This window comes from Mycobacterium sp. NPDC050853 (assembly GCF_040653875.1).
In the GTDB taxonomy this organism is placed as follows: Bacteria; Actinomycetota; Actinomycetes; order Mycobacteriales; family Mycobacteriaceae; genus Mycobacterium.
Window position 1 is genome coordinate 110225 of record NZ_JBFAGW010000008.1, and the last position, 16490, is coordinate 126714.

Consider the following 16490-nt stretch of genomic DNA (forward strand, 5'->3'; position numbering starts at 1 on the left):
GCGCGCTATGACCACTCTGGACGCCACTGATGCGAAGCTATTACTCGCGCTCACGCAAACACCCCGCGCGTCCGGGGTCGAGCTGGCGCAGCGGCTCAATCTGTCGCGCAACACCGTGCAGGCGCGGCTAACCCGCTGGGACCAACACGAGGCGCTGGCCGGGATCGACCACCAGATCGTGCCGCGCGCGATGGGCTATCCGATGACCGCGTACGTCACCGCGCGCATCGACCAGCACCAACTGAAGGCCATCGGGGTGGCCCTCGCCGACGTGCCGGAGGTGGTGCAGGTGCACGGCCTCGCGGGCGCCGACGACCTGATGATCAAGGTGGTGGCCGTCGACAGCGACGACCTGTACCGGATCGCCGGAAACATCCTCGATATCCCCGGCATCGCCCGGACCTCGATCGCGATTGCGATGCACGAGTTGGTGGCATTCCGGATGACACCACTGCTGAGGCGCCTCGCCGGTGCTGAGTGACTAGCCGAGCCAGTCCAGAACTGCTGCGGCCGTCCAGGATTGCTGCATGCTGCCTAGGGGCGCGCCGGTGAAGGGCTCGTAGTACTCCGCGAACGACCCGTCGCCCGCTTGGCGTAATCCCTCCTGCCGCAACAGGAACGCACGCTCGCTCCATCCCCGCCGTTCGAACGCCCAACAGAACAGCCAGGTGAGCACCGGCCACACCGGGCCCCGCCAATACTCGCGCGGACGAAAGTCTCGCGACACCGGCGACGTCGAGGGCACCAGTGCATACCGCAGATCCGGGTGGCCACAGAACCGCGGCCCCTCCAACAGTCTCAGCAGTGCCAGCTCCCGCGGGCGCGGTAGACCGCCGGAGAGCAGCGGCGCGAACATCGCCACTGTATCGGTCGCCACCCACTTGCCGGTCTTGACGTCGAAATCCCTTGCCGCACCGTTACGTTCCTCGGTAGTATCGAGAACTCCGCGTCGAAACCGGTCGGCCCAGCCGTGCAGCTCTCGCACATCGGCGTGCGGCCGGGCGTGCTCCTCGCCGATGGTGGCCAACACTTCGCAGGCCACCGAGAAGATCGCCGAGACGAACACGTCCTCCATGACAAAGCTCATCGCGTCGGGCAGTCTCGCGTCGTCGTACCGCACCGATTTCATCTCTTCCAGCAGCCACAGGTACACGTCGTACTCGGAGTCCTTGGGGCGCTGTGACGGATCGGTGACGATCGCGGTGTCCTCGCGCACATACGCCGGCAGCTCGCCCGGAACTACGTTGGCGTAGGCCGCATCCCAACGCGGAGAGTTGTCCATCCCCGATTCCCACCCGTGATACAGAGTGATTCGACCGTGCCCGTTCTGGTCCCGTGTCTCGGCGAGCCAACGGTGCCACCGCATGAGATCGGCCCAGCGCCGGTCCAGGAATGCCTCGGCAACACCCCGCGCACTACGACCTCGACGGCGCGCGTGATCCAAGATGCGTTGTACCGCAATGGCATGTACGGGTGGTTGGGTGATCCCCGAGGTTTGGTATCCCGATGGCGCGTTCGCTGCCAGCTCTGAGGTCCGCCAGCGAGCGGGTCCGGGAAAGTACCCGTCGACCCCGTTGGCGAAGACGATATGCGGGATCATCCCGTTGGCCCATTGCGCCGAGAGCAGCGTGTCCAGTTCCGTGACCGCCCGTTCGACGCTCAGCGGCGCGAGCCCCACCGCCACGAATGCCGCATCCCAGCTCCACATGTGCGGGTACAGCTTGGGCGCGGCACTGGTCATCGTCCCCCGGTCATTCCCCCTGAGCAGGTATGCCGCGCGTGCGGCTAGCTGCGTGGGGGTGAACATCGGGTGGGATGGCATCCGTCCATTGTGGGGTGTACCCGACCATTCCCTCTCGTCGAATATCGACTTTTGGTGCGAAAGTGCGAGTAGAACCCGCCAAAAGTCGACATCCGGCATAAGAGGGCTAACGTGACGCGCATGCCTCTCGCTCTCATCACCGGTGCAAGCGGCGGCCTCGGTACCGCCATCGCGCGTGCACTCGCTCCCACCCATGAGCTCCTCCTGGGAGGCCGCCCGTCCGCGCGGCTCGATGAGCTGGCCGGCGAACTGGATGCCACCGCGTGGTCGGTGGACCTGGGGGACGAGGACGCGGTACTCGCCGCCGCCACCGATATCGGCACACTTGACGTACTGGTGCACAACGCCGGTGTGTCCTATCCGGCGACGATTGCCGATTCGGCGCTGGGCGACTGGCGAAAGACGTTCGATATCAACGTATTAGCACCCGTTGCACTGACCAAGGCGCTCCTTCCCGCCCTCCGCGCGGCGCAGGGTGACATCGTGTTCATCAACTCCGGAGCGGGGATCAACGCGCACGCCGGAATAGGTTCATACTCGGCGAGCAAGTTTGCGCTGCGCGGCTTCGCCGATGTCTTGCGCGCCGAGGAGCCCGCGCTGCGGGTGACCTCGGTACATCCCGGCAGGATCAGCACGCCCATGCAACAGGAGCTCACCGAACACGAAGGGCGCACATACAACCCGGACGAGTACATGCGCCCCGAGTCCGTCGCACAACTAGTCGCCGATGCCGTGAACCTGCCACGTGACGCCCGTGTTCACCAGATCGTGGTGCGCCAGAACTAGACGACCAGGTTCACCATGCGGCCCGGCACCACGATGACCTTCTTCGGGGTGACGCCCGCCAGGAACTCCAGCACCTTCTCCTCCGCAAGTGCCGCCGCCTCGATATCGGCGGCCGGTGCGTCGGCAGCCACCGTGATGCGGCCACGTACCTTGCCGTTCACCTGAATCGGATACTCGACGGTATCGGCCACCAGCCATCGCACATCGGATGCCGGGAAAGGTCCGTGGGCCAGCGACTCGTCGCGACCCAGCTGGCTCCACAGCTCCTCGGCCAGGTGCGGCGCCAGCGGAGCCAGCATGAGCACCAGCGGTTCCACCGCGGCCCGCGGGGCACCCTGCGGGTACACCTTGGTCAGGTGATTGGTGTACTCGATCAACTTGGCGGCCGCGGTGTTATTACGCAGCGCCGCATAGTCTTCCGTGACACCCGCGATGGTTTTGTGCAACACCCGCAGGGTGCCTTCGCTGTTCGACTCATCCAGGTTGCCTTCAGAGACGCGAATCTTGCCGGTCTCCTCGTCGACGACCGCGCGCCACACCCGCTGCAGGAAACGGTGCGCACCCACCACATCCTTTGTCGCCCAAGGGCGGGACAGCTCCAGTGGACCCATCGACATCTCGTACACGCGCAGCGTGTCGGCGCCGTAGTTCTCGCAGATGTCATCGGGTGAGATCGAGTTCTTCAGGCTCTTACCGATCTTGCCGAACTCTTGATTTACCTCGGCCCCCTGGTAGAAGAACTTTCCGTTCTCCTCGACCACCTCGGCGGCCGGCACGTACATCCCCCGCGAGTCGGTGTAGGCGTGGGCCTGGATATAGCCCTGGTTCAGCAGGCGCCGGTACGGCTCGCGTGAGCTGACATGCCCGAGGTCGTACAGCACCTTGTGCCAGAACCGCGAATACAGCAAGTGCAGCACAGCATGCTCCATGCCGCCGACGTACAAGTCGACCCCGCCCGGGTCGTCCGGGCCGTGCTCGGCCGGGCGCGGACCCAACCAGTATGCCTCGTTCTCCTTGTCGCAGAACGCTTCCGCATTGTCCGGATCGGCGTAGCGCAGCTCGTACCAGGAGCTGCCCGCCCACTGCGGCATCACATTGGTGTCGCGGGTGTAGTGCTTGAACCCATCCCCCAGGTCCAGCTCGACATTCACCCAGTCAGTGGCCTTGGACAACGGCGGCGACGGCTCCGACGCTGCGTCATCCGGATCGAAGGACACCGGTGCGTAGTCCTCGACCTCGGGCAGTTCGACCGGCAACGTGCCATCGGCCAACGCGTGCGGTCGCCCATCCTCGTCGTAGACGATCGGGAACGGCTCGCCCCAATAGCGTTGGCGTGCAAAGAGCCAGTCGCGCAGTTTGTATTCGATGCGCGATTCGCCGCGCCGGTCGATGACCAGTCTGCGCGTCACCTCGGCCTTGGCCACATCGACGTCCAGCCCGTTCAGGTAGTCGGAGTTCACCAATGCACCATCGCCCGTGTATGCGGCCTGGGTGATATCTCCGCCGGAGATCACCTCTCGCACAGGCAGACCGAAGGCGTTAGCGAAGTCCCAGTCACGCTGGTCATGGCCCGGCACCGCCATGATGGCCCCGGTACCGTAGCCAACCAGCACATAGTCGGCGATGAAGATCGGCGCCGGATCCCCGCTCACCGGATTGGTGGCGTACGCGCCCGTGAAGACGCCCGTCTTTTCTTTGTTCTCTTGACGTTCCAGATCACTCTTGGCGGCAATGGAGCGACGGTATTCCGCGATCGCCGCGCGCGGTGACTCCTGCCCGCCGGTCCACCGCGCATCGGTCCCGTCCGGCCAGGTGTCCCCGACCAGCGCGTCGACCAGCGGGTGTTCGGGGGCCAGCACCATGTAGGTGGCGCCGAAAAGCGTGTCGGGTCGGGTGGTGAACACCTCGATATCGCCCGCACCCGGCCGACCTTCTACGGCAAACAGCACCGAAGCACCCTGGGACCGGCCGATCCAATTGCGCTGCATGGCCTTGACCTTGTCGGGCCAGTCCAGGAACTCCAGGTCATCGATCAGCCGGTCGGAGTACGCGGTGATCCGCATCATCCACTGCCGCAACCGCTTACGGAATACCGGGAAGTTCCCGCGCTCGCTGCGACCATCCGAGGTGACCTCTTCGTTGGCCAGCACGGTGCCCAGTCCCGGACACCAGTTGACCACTGAATCCGATTGGTAAACCAGGCGATACGAGTCGACGAGATCCGCCTGCTCACCGGCACTCAGCTCGTCCCACGCCCCACCGCTGGTGGGCTTACGTACACCTGAATCGAATTCGGCGACCAGCTCACGAATGGGACGGGCCCGCTGAGCGTCGGTGTCGTACCAGGCGTTGTAGATCTGCAGGAAGATCCACTGCGTCCACTTGTAGAAGCCGACGTCGGTGGTGGCGAAGCTGCGGCGTGAATCGTGGCCCAGGCCGAGCCGCCCCAGCTGGCGTTTGTAGTTGACGATGTTCGCCTCGGTTCGCACCCGCGGATGGGTGCCGGTCTGCACCGCGTACTGCTCGGCAGGCAGCCCGAATGCGTCGAACCCCAGCGCGTGCAGCACATTGGCGCCGCGCATCCGGTGGAACCGGGCGTAGACATCCGTCGCGATATAGCCCAGCGGGTGTCCGACATGCAGACCATCACCCGACGGATACGGGAACATGTCCTGGACGAACATCTTGTCCGCGGGAACCGGTGTGCCATCGGTGGGTGCGAGCGATCCCACCGGGTTCGGTACGTGAAAGGTGCCGCGGTCGGCCCAGTCCTGTTGCCAGCGACGCTCGATCTGCCCGGCGAGCTGCGCGGTGTAGCGATGCTCGGGGGTTTCTCCAGAAGTACTGGCGGTGGCATCCTGCTGGGCTTCACTCACCCGTCAAGGGTAAAGGCGGCAGCTCAGGGACTGAAATCGCCGGTTTGGCGACGAGAGTTCATCACTCTGGTCACAATCCGGCCACTTCCGGGGGTGTCCGGGGTGGTTTCTCAGCTGCGGTCACTAACTTCGGGATCGCCACAAGACAACCTCACACCACGCACTGGACAGATCCGGAGGGACCAAAAGGTGACGACCATACGGTATTCAGTCAGATTCGCGGCGGCCACGATCTCCGTCGCGGCGCTGCTCGTCGGGACTGCCGCCGTGGCGCTGGCCGACCCGCAGCCGGTACCCGTGCCTCCCGCACCGGTGGCCACTCCGAACGCGGCCACCTCGGCTCCCGTCCCACCGGCGGCGACTCCCAACGCCCCGGCTGCCCCGAATGCCGCGGCGGCGCCCGCCGCGTCCACGAATCCGTTGCAGCCTGCGGCCCCGATCAACGGGGTCGCACCCGCTGCCGAAGGCACTCTGGCGGAGTTCTTCACATCCAAAAACGTCAAGCTGGAACCGCTGACCAAGAACAGCCATGGCGGCCCGCGTATCACTATCCCCGTCCCGAGCAACTGGGCGGACGTGCCGGACCCCAACGTCCCCAACGCCTACCAGGTGATTGTCAGCAAGGCCAACGGCACCGGGCTGTACCAGTCCAACGCGCAGGTCCTGATGAGCAAGCTCGTCGGCGAATTCGATACCAACGAGGCCGTCTCGCACGGCCCTGTTGAGGTCAGGGGCTTGCAGGGCTGGCAGCCGACCGACGCCTCGCTGGTCACCTACCAGGGCTTTCCGTCCTCGGTTGTGGAGGGCACCTTCCGCCAGGACGGTGAAACCCTCAACACCTCACGCCGTGCCGTGATCATCACGCAGGGCAAGGACCGGTACCTGGTTCAACTGGCCGTCACCACCACCGTCGGCAACGCCATCGCCGAGGCCCCGGCCACCGACCTGATCGTCAACGGGCTGCGCTTCGGGGATGCCGCACCGGTCACGGCGCCGGTAGCCGATCCCAATGCCCTCGCCGATCCGGATGCCCTGCCGGCAGCACCCCTGACGCCCGCTCCGGGAGCACCCGCGGACCCCAACGCACCGCCTGCTCCGGCACCGGGGATCCCCGGTCTGCCGCCCCTGCCCACCCTGCCTCCGCTTGTGCCTCCGGCGCCGCCCGCGGCATAACCTTTTCGACGCCGATCTGACACCCCTTAAACTGAGCGGGTGCTGACCGCCGCTATCGTGACCATTGCCCTCGCCGGGCTGCTGGCTGCGCTGGCGGCAGCGGCGTTCCTGCGCGCACCGCACGGCAGCCCGCAGCGCATGATGGCACCGGCTCAGGCCGCGGCCGCGGTCATTCTTGTGCCCGGCGCTGTCGCCGCGTTATTCGGCTCCACCACAATCGGTTTGGTGGGGCTGTTGGTGTGCTGCATTGCTGCCGTTGCGACGGTGAGTGCGGCAGCGTGGCAGGTATCGCGGTACACCACCGCCGCACAACAAATGTCGTCATCCTCGGGCGGCTGCGGTAGTTCCTGTGCAGGATGCCCGAGCACCGCCGCACGCGGCTCATCCGGATCTGACGGTCTTCGCGCAAGCGGCTCATCCGTGTGCGCGCGGCCCTAACGTGTCCACTCTTTAGACACCGCCGCCACGACCTCATCGGAATCTGAGCGGTATTCGCCCACGTCCGCCCCTTTTTTGGTGTGATGTCTCCGAACACTCGCAGACGAGTGTGGTCAGAAAGGGAGCCGTGAAAGACACCAAACAGATGGTGAAGTTCATCTTTGTTGGTGTTCTCACCCTCGTTTCCGGTATCGCTGCGTACATCTATCGCGATGACCAGCTGATGGTGGATCTGCTCACCGTCCCCCTGTTCACCGGCATCATCGGGTACATCACCAACTGGACCGGTGTGCTGATGCTGTTCGCACCCTTGCGTTTCTACGGCTGGCGCATCCCGGGGTTACGCACGCTGTACGCGTTCCTGCCCCGGCGCGTGCAGGTGATCCCCGCCATCACCTCCGACGGACGGTTCGGATGGCAGGGCATCGTGCCGTCGCGCGCCGAGAAGATGGCCAGCATCGCCGTCGACAAGAGCCTGGCCAAGCTCGGCAGCATCTCGGATTTCTATGAGCAGCTCGAACCGGACCTCATAGCCAATCACCTTGCGCTGATTGCCAAGTCAGAGATTCGTAGCGTCATCACCAAGATCATGGAGCGGGAGAACCCGCAGCTGTGGCACAACCTGCCCCCGGCGCTGCGGGAAATGATGTTCAAGCGCATCGAGAACCAGCTGCCGCAGATCGTCAAGAATATGACCGACCAGATCGGCGAGAACATCGGGCAGCTGGTCGACGCCAAGCTGATGATCATCCGGTACCTCACCGCGCATCCCAAGTTGCTCAACGACATCTTCCGGACCATGGGCACCAAAGAGCTGCAGTTCATGCAGAACTTCGGCTTCTACTTCGGCTACCCCATGGGCTTCGTTCTCGTCGGGATCCTGCATTCCGTTCCCCACCACTGGTGGACACCGTGGATCGTGCTGCCACTGGGTGGAATCGTCATCGGGTACATCGTCAACTACCTCGGCATCACCATGATCTTCGAACCGGTTCACCCCAGTAAATGGGTGCCGTGGCGTCAGGGTCTGTTCATCAAACGCAAGGCGGAGATCTCGGAGGAATACGCGCGCACCATCTCCGAGAACGTCATCACCCTGGAGAACATCGGCAACGAGATGCTCAACGGGCCGCGTTCGGATCGCACTCGGCAGATGCTGGCCGACGGTATCCGGCCGGCACTCGAGCAGGCCCTCGGGCCCGCCCGCCGCGCCATCCGGGTGGCCGTCGGCCGGCGCCAGTACGACCAGATCACCGAATCCGTCACCCTCGAGGCAACCGGTTTTGCACCCCTTGCGTTTTCCGATCCGGAATTCAACAAACAACGCCAGGGCAAAATCGGCTCGTTCGTCTCAACCCAGATGCACAAGCTCTCACTCGACGATTTCAACGAGTTGCTGCGCTCGGCGGTCAAACAGGACGAGTGGTTGCTGTTCGTGCACGGGGCCGTTCTCGGGGCCGCCGGCGGCCTGGCGCACCTGCTGATCTTCCCACCGGCGGGATGACACATGCCCGAAACGACCTGACAAGATGATGCCCGATGACCGATAACACGCCCGTCCCCGCGCACAACAATCGCCAGGTACGGCCAGATCGCGTAGTCCAGGGCGTCGCCATGCTGGCCGCGAAAACCTGGTGGCGCGGCGTGAAGTGGTCGGCAGATATCGCCACCACCACGGGCACCAAGATCATCGACGATGTGCGTGCCGGGCGGTCGGCCTCCGATATCGCGCTGTCGGCCACCGAGCACGTCCTGGGAGCCGTTCGCGATGCGCTGCAGCTGCCATCCGATTCGAGCGGGCTCTCGTTCGTCAAACCGCAACAACCCACCCCGTCACGGGTCACCATCGACATCACCGAATCGGGCTCCCCCGACTGTGATGAATTGCGGCGGCGCGGAGCCGAATTGCTGCGGCGTTCAGCAGATGTCAGTGACGTCGAGGACACCCACCCCGCCTATGCCCGGATTCTCAATCAGCTGGCACCCGATGAAGCGCGCATTCTGCGGTTCCTTGCCGCGCACGGCGCGCAACCGGTGGTGGACGTGCGCACCAGCCGTCCGTTCGACGTCGGCTCGGAGATGATCGCCGAGGGTCTATCGATGGTGGCCGAACGATCCGGCTGCCGCTACACCGACCGCAACAACGCGTACACCAATAATCTCGTGCGGCTCGGCCTGGTCCGCGCATCGACGGAAGCGGTTGCGGCCGAGCGCTATCAGGTGTTGGAGGTGCAACCGGATGTCGTCGCGGCCTGCCGACGCGCGGGCCGCGCACACAAGACCGTCCGCCGCAGCGTCCACCTGACGCCGTTCGGTGAGGACTTCTGCCGGGCCGTCATCCCACCGGATCCATCGGTGGGCGACGATCTCTAGGTCACGCGGCGCGTAAGGGTTAGTTGCGGCTGACGTCGATGGGGTGCGTCGCCAACAACGACAAAGGCAGCGGCTGCCGCCGCAGCACCTTGGCCCATAGGTCGGCACACGCATCGGTGAGCACATCGGACGGGAGCGCCGACAACACGATCCAGTCGTCGCGCTCGACCTCACCCTCCAGCTGACCGATCGTCCAACCCGAGTAGCCGGCGAAGACCCGGATGCCCTCGACCAGCGGGGCGATATCCTCGGGCTCGGCATCAAGATCGACCATGGCCATGCGGCCCGCCACATGACGCAGACCCTTCACGCCGTCAATGCTGACTCCGGCCCGGAGCGTCGCCAGACAGAGCGCCGCATCCCGCTTGACCGGACCGCCGATGAACATCGTCTTGGGCTTGCTGGCGAGCTTGGCCCACTGTGGCAGTACGTTGTACACCGCCGTCTCGCTGGCCCGGTTGAGCACCACGCCCAGCGTGCCGCCGTCATTGTGCTCGACGATGAAGATCACGCTGCGCCGAAAGGTCGGCTCGAAGAGATTGGTATTGGCGATCAGCAAGGTACCCGCGCGCAGGCGATGTGCGGGGGGCGCCATGTACCCCTCGCTGTATGCCTCGCCCTCATCGGGCTCGTCCCCATGCGCCACCTCAACATCATGACACCGTTTGCCGTTTCATGACTTGTGCTCGGCTAACCGCTACACATTTGTAGTGTGGGCGTTAAGTACTCTGCCTAATTCCTATCGCCAATTCCCTAGATGCCCCAGCCGACACCACGAAAGCGACTCACATGACTCCGCGCCACTCGCCGCTGAGTCTGTGGCGCGCGATCCACGATCTCCCCGACTTCGGGCGGCTCGTGTGGGTGCGGCTGCTTACCCAGTTCAGTGACGGCCTTTTCCAGGCCGGGCTTGCCGGTGCGCTGTTGTTCAACCCGGAGCGTGAGGCCGAGCCCTGGGCCATCGCCGGGGCGTTCGCGGTGCTGTTCCTGCCGTACTCGGCGATCGGTCCGTTCGCAGGTGCGCTACTGGACCGCTGGGACCGGCGCACCGTCCTGATCGTCGCCAACCTGATTCGCGTGCTGCTGGTGGCGCTCGTCGGCATCGAACTGGCCTTCAGCGCCGACGATGTGGTGCTGCTGCTGGGCGCGCTGATCGTCAACGGAGTCACCCGATTCGTGACATCGGGTCTGTCTGCGGCACTCCCCCATGTGGTGCCGCGGGATCAGGTCGCGACCATGAACTCGGTGGCCACCGCCGTCGGCGCCAGCGCCACCTTTGTCGGCGCCAATTTCATGCTGATGCTGCGGGCTGCCTTCGGCGCCGGAGACTTGGGCTCTGCCACAGTCATTTTCCTGGTGATCGTGCCTGCCACGGCGGCGGCGTGGGTCGCCTCCGGATTTTCCGGCGACCGGTTGGGCCCCGATGACACCGCGCGCGCCGTACACGGCTCGGCCTTCTATGCGGTGGCCACCGGATGGATCCATGGAGCGCGGACCATCGTCAACACACCGTCGGTGTTCGATGCACTCATCGGCCTCGCCGCACACCGATGGGTGTTCGGGATCAACACCCTGCTGGTGCTCGTCCTGGTACGCAATACCGAGTCGGTGTTCGCCGGGATCGGCGCGGCGGCATTGTTCCTGGCGTGCACCGGTATCGGCTCGTTCCTGGGGACGATCTCTACCCCCGCCCTGCTGCGGCGGTACGGCCGCGGGCGCACCCTCGGGATGGCGCTCGGCGGTGCGGTCGTCCTGCAGCTGTTGGCCTCGGGTTTGTACATGCCAATCCTGCTGGGTGCCGCGTTCGGCCTGGGAATGGCGGGGCAGGTGATCAAGCTGTCCGCCGATGTCGGGATGCAGACCAACGTCGACGACGCCCTCCGCGGACACGTTTTCGCCGTACAGGATTCGCTGTTCTGGGTGACGTTCACCGCCGCGATGAGCGTGAGCGCCGCCTTCATCACGCATGCGCACTGGCTGGCCCTCTCCGGAGCAGTGGTCTACTTGATCGGCCTGCTCGTGCATATGACCCGGACTCTTTGGCCCACTCCGGACCAGCCCGACACAGAAGCTCTGCCCACCCAGCCCGACCCTGAGTCTCTGCCCACCCAGCCCGACCCGGAAGGACCAACCCGTGACCTCGACCGCTGACGCAGTCATCGACGACCTGCGCGACGAGAGCGATGGGCTCGATGCCCTGGTGGCACCGCTGTCCGAACAAGGCTGGGCCCAGGACACTCCCGCGGCGGGCTGGACCATCGCCCACCAAATCGCCCATCTGCATTGGACCGATGCCCAGTCGCTGCTGGCCGTCACCGATCCGGATGGCTTCGCCAACGAGCTGCCCAAGGCGCTGGCCGACCCACTTGGATTCGTGGACAAGGCCGCCGAGGAAACCGCACAGACTCCGCCCGCCGAACTACTCATCCACTGGCGCGATACTCGAAACCAACTGCATGCGGCGCTGCGCGCGGTGCCGGACGGTGTGAAGATCCCCTGGTACGGGCCGCCGATGAGCTCGGCTTCCATGGGTACCGCACGCTTGATGGAGACATGGGCGCACGGCCTTGACGTCGCGGATGCGCTCGGGGTGACAACCGCACCGACCGCTCGCCTCAAATCCATTGCCCATCTTGGTGTTCGGACCCAAAACTATGCGTTCTCGGTGCATGGACTGCCTGCTCCCGCCGAACCGTTCCGGGTCGAGCTGATCGGCCCCGAGGGCGATGCGTGGATCTGGGGCCCCGAGGACGCGGCCCAGCGGGTCACCGGTTCGGCCCTCGACTTCTGCTACCTGGTGACCCAACGGCGTCCGCGGGCCGAGCTGGATCTACAGGCCATCGGCGAGGACGCCGAGAAATGGCTGTCCATTGGACAGGCATTCGCCGGACCTCCGGGTTCTGGTCGCGGATAGTTTTCGGTGTTCCATCGCCGGCTCTACCCCTCGGAGGCGATGTTCGCGGATAACCGCAGCACTGTCGCGTATTCGGCATTCGGAACCGGTGCGCTCGATATCGCAGCCCTGGCAACCGCCTTCCACGCGCTGTTGACGAGCCATCCTGTGCTGGCCGCCGAGATCATTCCCGCCGGAAACGGATACGCGTTGCAGCACGCTCCCCGCACGCCCGCGCTGCGGGTGGGAACATCCACCGCCCTACCACCGGAGGGCTTCGCCGTCGTCGACCCCGACGCGGTATGCGCCGTCGATGTGGCCCAGCACGGCAGTGACTTTCGGCTGACCTTGCTGACGCACCACAGCATCGCCGACGCCGCCGCCTCGCTGCGGTATCTGGAGGCGTTGTGCGCGTTCTACACCCACGTGGTCGAGACGGGCTCACCCGGGACCACCCCTTCGCATCCACTGGCCATGTCGCTGGAGCAGTTCCTCGCCGCCCGCGGGGTCGACATTCCGCGGCCTGACCAGACGACGCCACCGGAGCCCGCTTCGGAGGCCACCGCGGCCGTCCTGACGCGGCACGGACGCACCCGGCTGGGACGGGATGCCACCGCCCATTTGTTCGAGGTGGCACGCGCGTCCGGCCTCACCGTGCATGGAATCGTCTGTGCCGCGATCCTGCTTGCCGCGCACGATCTTTCATGCTCGGGCGGCCCCGTGCCGTTCAGCGTGGTGTCCTCGGTGGACCTGCGCACGCGAATCGGACCGCCCCTCGCCGCCGAGGCCGGCACCGTCATCCAAGGCGCGGACACCGCAGCGATCGAGGTACTGCCGGAGGATGACCCTGTGCGCATCGGACGTGCGGTCCTGGGCTCCCTCGCAGATGGCCTTTCCCAACGCGCCGTGCATCAGGTCTTTCTGCGACCACGGGACATCTGGCGGCAACCCGTCACGAATCCTCTTATGGTCACCAACTGGGGGCGTATTCCCACTCTGCGTCTGCCGGAGGGCGTGCAGATTCACGACTTTCGCGCCTCCGCAAGCGGTTCACGCACCAGTCGGGCCGCGGTGGCTCCGCCGACTTTCTTCATCACCACCTGCGAGGGACGGCTCAGTCTCGACCATCCCACATGGGTGGCGGACGAGTCCGACCCCACGCTCGCATGGACAGGTGCGCTAGGGCGATCCTTCGACCGGATTCTCGGCTGACGGCCGCGGTGGTCCGAGGGGTCGCGACGCGTCGGCGGCTCCGTCCCCGTTGGTATCGGTGAGCTCGACATCCCAGCGGCCGTCGCCAGTCGTGTCGACGTACACAGCCACACCGGAATCCGTTGTACGGTAGGCTCTTTCGGCATCACCGTCGCCATCCATATCGAGCAACCGCTCGGGTGTCCCGTCTCCGTCGAGATCGGCTGCGCCGCCGGGGTGTTCGATCCCGTCAAGGCCGAACCAACTGATCGATCCGCTTCGTTCCACGTGAAACACCCAGGTGCCCAGACCATCATCGGTGAAGTAGGTCTCGGGCGTGCCATCGTTGTCCACATCGAGGACGCTGTGATCGGCCGATCCGTCGCCGTCGGCGTCCCACATCATGTCGTCGAACACCCCGTCACCGTCGAAATCCAGCCGCACCGCATCCAGTACCCCGTCACCGTCCAGGTCAGCGTTGGGTGGCGCATCCCACGCGGTGACGATGCCGTCGCCCGCACCAAAGCAGTAGTCCATACCTGATATGAGCGCCCCGCCTGCGCGGCGGTTCCGTCGTCTTCGGGCATGTGGATAACCGCGGAGACAGAACGTGCGCTGATTTCGGTTCACATACGTGGGAGGGGAACTGCAGCTGTTTGGTTCCATCCGTAATCTCTGACCCCGTGGACGCCCCTACCCTCGCGCTGCTTCTCACCGCCGCGTCCGCCGCCGGCTGGGTCGACGCAGTGGTGGGTGGGGGCGGGCTCATCCTCATCCCGATACTGATGCTCATCTTCCCCGGGATGGCTCCCGCCACCGCACTCGGAACCAACAAACTCACCGCGCTGGCGGGTACCGCATCGGCCGCTATTCGGCTCTTCCCACGAACGCCCCTGAACTGGCGTCCGCTGCTCGGCGCCTTCGTCCTCGCGGCGGCCTTCGCCAGTGCCGGCGCCTACACCGCCTCGCGGCTACCGGCATCCGTCTTCAAGCCCGTGGTGCTCGTCCTGCTGGTGGCCGTGGGACTGTTCGTCGCGACGCGTCCCCAATTCGGAACCACGGAGGCCGACACCCCCCGTACCAAGGCCGCCACCCTGACCGCACTCACCACTGCCGCCGTCCTCATTGCGTTCTACGACGGCATCATGGGCCCGGGCACCGGGACATTCATGATCCTCGTGTTGACCGCCGTCGCGGGGATGACGTTCCTGGAGAGCTCGGCCACCGCGAAGGTGCTCAACTCGGGAACCAATGTCGGGGCGCTCATCGTCTTCGCGTCCCAGGGGCACGTGCTGTGGCTGCTCGGGCTGGCCCTCGGCCTCGCGAACATCGCGGGTGCCCAGCTTGGCGCACACATGGCACTTGGGCGCGGAGCCGGATTTGTCCGCGTGGTGCTGCTGGTGGTCGTCGTGGTGATGGTGGGCAAGCTGGGCTACGACATGCTCGGCTGACCGGACACACGAGCAAGCGGGGCTAGCCGCTGCGACCCGCCCACCACTCGCGCAGAGCCTCGACCGCCTCGTCATGATCGAGCGGACCCCGCTCCAGCCGGAGCTCCTTCAAGAACCGCCACGCCTCCCCGACAATCGGCCCGGCCGGCACACCCAACAGCTCCATGATCGCGTTACCGTCGAGATCGGGCCGCACCCGCGCCAGATCCTCCATGGCCGCCAGCTCGGCGACGCGCTGCTCCAGCCCGTCGTAGTTGGCCTGCAGCCGGGCCGCGCGTCGCTTATTGCGCGTGGTGCAGTCAGCGCGCACCAGCTTGTGCAATCGCGGCAACAACGGCCCGGCATCGGTGACGTACCGGCGCACCGCCGAATCGGTCCACTTGCCGTCCCCGTACCCGTGGAACCGCAGATGCAGATACACCAGCTGCGAGACGTCTTCGACCATCTGCTTGGAGTACTTGAGCGCACGCATCCGCTTCCGCACCATCTTGGCGCCGACGACCTCGTGATGGTGAAAGCTCACGCCACCGCCGTCCTCGTGCCGGCGGGTGGCCGGCTTACCGATGTCGTGCAGGAGCGCCGCCCACCGCAGCACCAGATCGGGGCCATCGTCCTCAAGATCCACTGACTGTTCCAGCACCGTCAGCGAGTGTCGATACACGTCCTTGTGCTGGTGATGCTCATCGATGGTCAACTGCATCTCACCGACCTCAGGCAGCACCACCGCACCGAGCCCGCTCTCCACCAGCAGATCGATTCCGGCGACCGGATGCGCGCCCAGGATCAACTTGTCCAGTTCGGCCTGTACCCGTTCAGCGGTGATCCGACCCAACTGATCGGCCATCTCGGTCAGCGCCTTACCCACCCGCGGCGCCACCGCGAAACCAAGCTGAGAGACGAACCGGGCCGCCCGCAGCATCCGCAGCGGGTCGTCACCGAAGGAGATCTCGGGAGCCGACGGGGTATCCAGTACCCCCGTACGCAGCGCCTCCAAACCGTCCAGCGGATCGCAGAACTCCCCGGGTCCGTCCGGCCCGATCTTGACCGCCATCGCGTTCACGGTGAAGTCCCGGCGCACCAGATCGCCGCGGAGGCTGTCGCCGAACACCACCTCCGGGTTCCGCGTCTGCTGGTCATAGCTGTCGCTGCGGAACGTGGTGATCTCCACCCGCTGCCCCTTGCGCGCTACCCCGATGGTGCCGAAAGCGATGCCGGTGTCCCAGATGGCCTCGGCCCAACCCGTCACCAGTTCCTGCACCTGCTCGGGGCGGGCATCCGTGGTGAAGTCCAGATCGGTGCCTGCCCTGCCCAGGACGGCGTCACGAACACTCCCGCCCACCAGGTACAGGCTGAAACCCGCCGAATCGAAGAGTGCCCCCAACTCCGACAGCATCTTCTTGTGCCGGTTCAGGGCCACCAGGGCGGTGGCCAACAGCTCGGCGGTCGGTATCGATTCGGGCACGTCGGGCAGCCTACCGGCGCGTATC

At 65.5% G+C, this 16490-nt stretch carries 15 protein-coding genes; 10 read left to right on the forward strand and 5 right to left on the reverse strand.

Annotated features, from left to right (window positions below; translation table 11 throughout):
- Positions 1-7: 7 nt before the first annotated feature.
- Complete coding sequence (locus AB0H22_RS21935; protein WP_180749549.1) at positions 8-481, forward strand: Lrp/AsnC family transcriptional regulator; 474 nt, start codon at positions 8-10, stop codon at positions 479-481.
- Here the strand turns inward: AB0H22_RS21935 and AB0H22_RS21940 are convergent, their stop codons facing one another.
- Positions 482-1822: a glycogen debranching protein gene (locus tag AB0H22_RS21940; protein WP_180749550.1), complete on the reverse strand. Its 1341-nt coding sequence runs from the start codon at positions 1820-1822 to the stop codon at positions 482-484.
- 120 nt (positions 1823-1942) lie between these two features.
- On the opposite strand from AB0H22_RS21940, the gene AB0H22_RS21945 reads away from it, so the two are divergent.
- Positions 1943-2608, forward strand: a complete 666-nt coding sequence (locus AB0H22_RS21945) for an SDR family oxidoreductase (RefSeq protein WP_180749551.1) — start codon at positions 1943-1945, stop codon at positions 2606-2608.
- Here AB0H22_RS21945 and leuS read toward each other — a convergent pair.
- Positions 2605-5484 (reverse strand): leucine--tRNA ligase, encoded by a 2880-nt coding sequence (leuS, locus tag AB0H22_RS21950; protein WP_358148936.1) that lies wholly within the window; start codon positions 5482-5484, stop codon positions 2605-2607. The two genes, AB0H22_RS21945 and leuS, sit on opposite strands and share 4 nt — an antisense overlap.
- Positions 5485-5673: 189 nt before the next feature.
- Between leuS and AB0H22_RS21955 the strand changes: the two genes are divergently transcribed.
- From AB0H22_RS21955 to AB0H22_RS21970, 4 genes are all read left to right on the forward strand, one after another.
- Positions 5674-6657 carry an LpqN/LpqT family lipoprotein gene (locus AB0H22_RS21955; RefSeq protein WP_358148938.1) on the forward strand — a complete coding sequence of 328 codons (984 nt, stop codon included), beginning with the start codon at positions 5674-5676 and terminating at the stop codon, positions 6655-6657.
- 39 nt (positions 6658-6696) lie between these two features.
- The gene (locus tag AB0H22_RS21960) at positions 6697-7095 is read left to right on the forward strand and encodes a hypothetical protein (protein WP_358148940.1); all 399 of its coding nucleotides are present in this window, start codon (positions 6697-6699) and stop codon (positions 7093-7095) included.
- A gap of 127 nt (positions 7096-7222) precedes the next feature.
- Positions 7223-8599: a hypothetical protein gene (locus tag AB0H22_RS21965; protein WP_180749555.1), complete on the forward strand. Its 1377-nt coding sequence runs from the start codon at positions 7223-7225 to the stop codon at positions 8597-8599.
- Positions 8600-8634: 35 nt separating this feature from the next.
- A complete protein-coding gene (locus AB0H22_RS21970) occupies positions 8635-9468 on the forward strand; it encodes a DUF4393 domain-containing protein (protein WP_180749556.1) in 834 nt (277 codons plus the stop codon).
- A 19-nt stretch (positions 9469-9487) separates the two neighbouring features.
- Here AB0H22_RS21970 and AB0H22_RS21975 read toward each other — a convergent pair whose 3' ends face one another.
- Positions 9488-10114: a YqgE/AlgH family protein gene (locus AB0H22_RS21975; RefSeq protein WP_180749557.1), complete on the reverse strand. Its 627-nt coding sequence runs from the start codon at positions 10112-10114 to the stop codon at positions 9488-9490.
- Between the two features lie 143 nt (positions 10115-10257).
- On the opposite strand from AB0H22_RS21975, the gene AB0H22_RS21980 reads away from it, so the two are divergent.
- Genes AB0H22_RS21980 through AB0H22_RS21990 form a run of 3 tightly spaced genes read left to right on the forward strand, consistent with a single transcriptional unit; the run spans position 10258 to position 13573 of the window.
- Positions 10258-11619, forward strand: coding sequence for an MFS transporter (locus AB0H22_RS21980; protein ID WP_180749558.1), 1362 nt, complete (start codon positions 10258-10260; stop codon positions 11617-11619).
- Positions 11603-12382 carry a TIGR03084 family metal-binding protein gene (locus AB0H22_RS21985; RefSeq protein ID WP_358148943.1) on the forward strand — a complete coding sequence of 260 codons (780 nt, stop codon included), beginning with the start codon at positions 11603-11605 and terminating at the stop codon, positions 12380-12382. Before AB0H22_RS21980 ends, AB0H22_RS21985 begins: the two co-directional genes overlap by 17 nt.
- A 39-nt stretch (positions 12383-12421) precedes the next feature.
- Positions 12422-13573 carry an acyltransferase gene (locus AB0H22_RS21990; protein WP_358149047.1) on the forward strand — a complete coding sequence of 384 codons (1152 nt, stop codon included), beginning with the start codon at positions 12422-12424 and terminating at the stop codon, positions 13571-13573.
- Here the strand turns inward: AB0H22_RS21990 and AB0H22_RS21995 are convergent.
- The gene (locus AB0H22_RS21995) at positions 13541-14089 is read right to left on the reverse strand and encodes a pullulanase (RefSeq protein WP_358148945.1); all 549 of its coding nucleotides are present in this window, start codon (positions 14087-14089) and stop codon (positions 13541-13543) included. The two genes, AB0H22_RS21990 and AB0H22_RS21995, sit on opposite strands and share 33 nt — an antisense overlap.
- 167 nt (positions 14090-14256) lie before the next feature.
- Here AB0H22_RS21995 and AB0H22_RS22000 point away from each other — a divergent pair, with 167 nt between their 5' ends.
- Complete coding sequence (locus tag AB0H22_RS22000) at positions 14257-15003, forward strand: TSUP family transporter (protein WP_358149050.1); 747 nt, start codon at positions 14257-14259, stop codon at positions 15001-15003.
- 22 nt (positions 15004-15025) lie between these two features.
- Here the strand turns inward: AB0H22_RS22000 and AB0H22_RS22005 are convergent, their stop codons facing one another.
- Entirely contained in the window at positions 15026-16465 is a 1440-nt protein-coding gene (locus AB0H22_RS22005) for a CCA tRNA nucleotidyltransferase (RefSeq protein WP_358148947.1), read from the reverse strand.
- Positions 16466-16490: the final 25 nt, after the last annotated feature.

Coding starts and splice junctions, on each gene's coding strand:
- AB0H22_RS21935 (WP_180749549.1), top strand. CDS start 8: ATGACCACTCTGGACGCCACTGATGCGAAGCTATTACTCGCGCTCACG.
- AB0H22_RS21940 (WP_180749550.1), bottom strand. CDS start 1,822: ATGCCATCCCACCCGATGTTCACCCCCACGCAGCTAGCCGCACGCGCG.
- AB0H22_RS21945 (WP_180749551.1), top strand. CDS start 1,943: ATGCCTCTCGCTCTCATCACCGGTGCAAGCGGCGGCCTCGGTACCGCC.
- AB0H22_RS21970 (WP_180749556.1), top strand. CDS start 8,635: ATGACCGATAACACGCCCGTCCCCGCGCACAACAATCGCCAGGTACGG.
- AB0H22_RS21980 (WP_180749558.1), top strand. CDS start 10,258: ATGACTCCGCGCCACTCGCCGCTGAGTCTGTGGCGCGCGATCCACGAT.
- AB0H22_RS21990 (WP_358149047.1), top strand. CDS start 12,422: ATGTTCGCGGATAACCGCAGCACTGTCGCGTATTCGGCATTCGGAACC.
- AB0H22_RS21995 (WP_358148945.1), bottom strand. CDS start 14,089: ATGGACTACTGCTTTGGTGCGGGCGACGGCATCGTCACCGCGTGGGAT.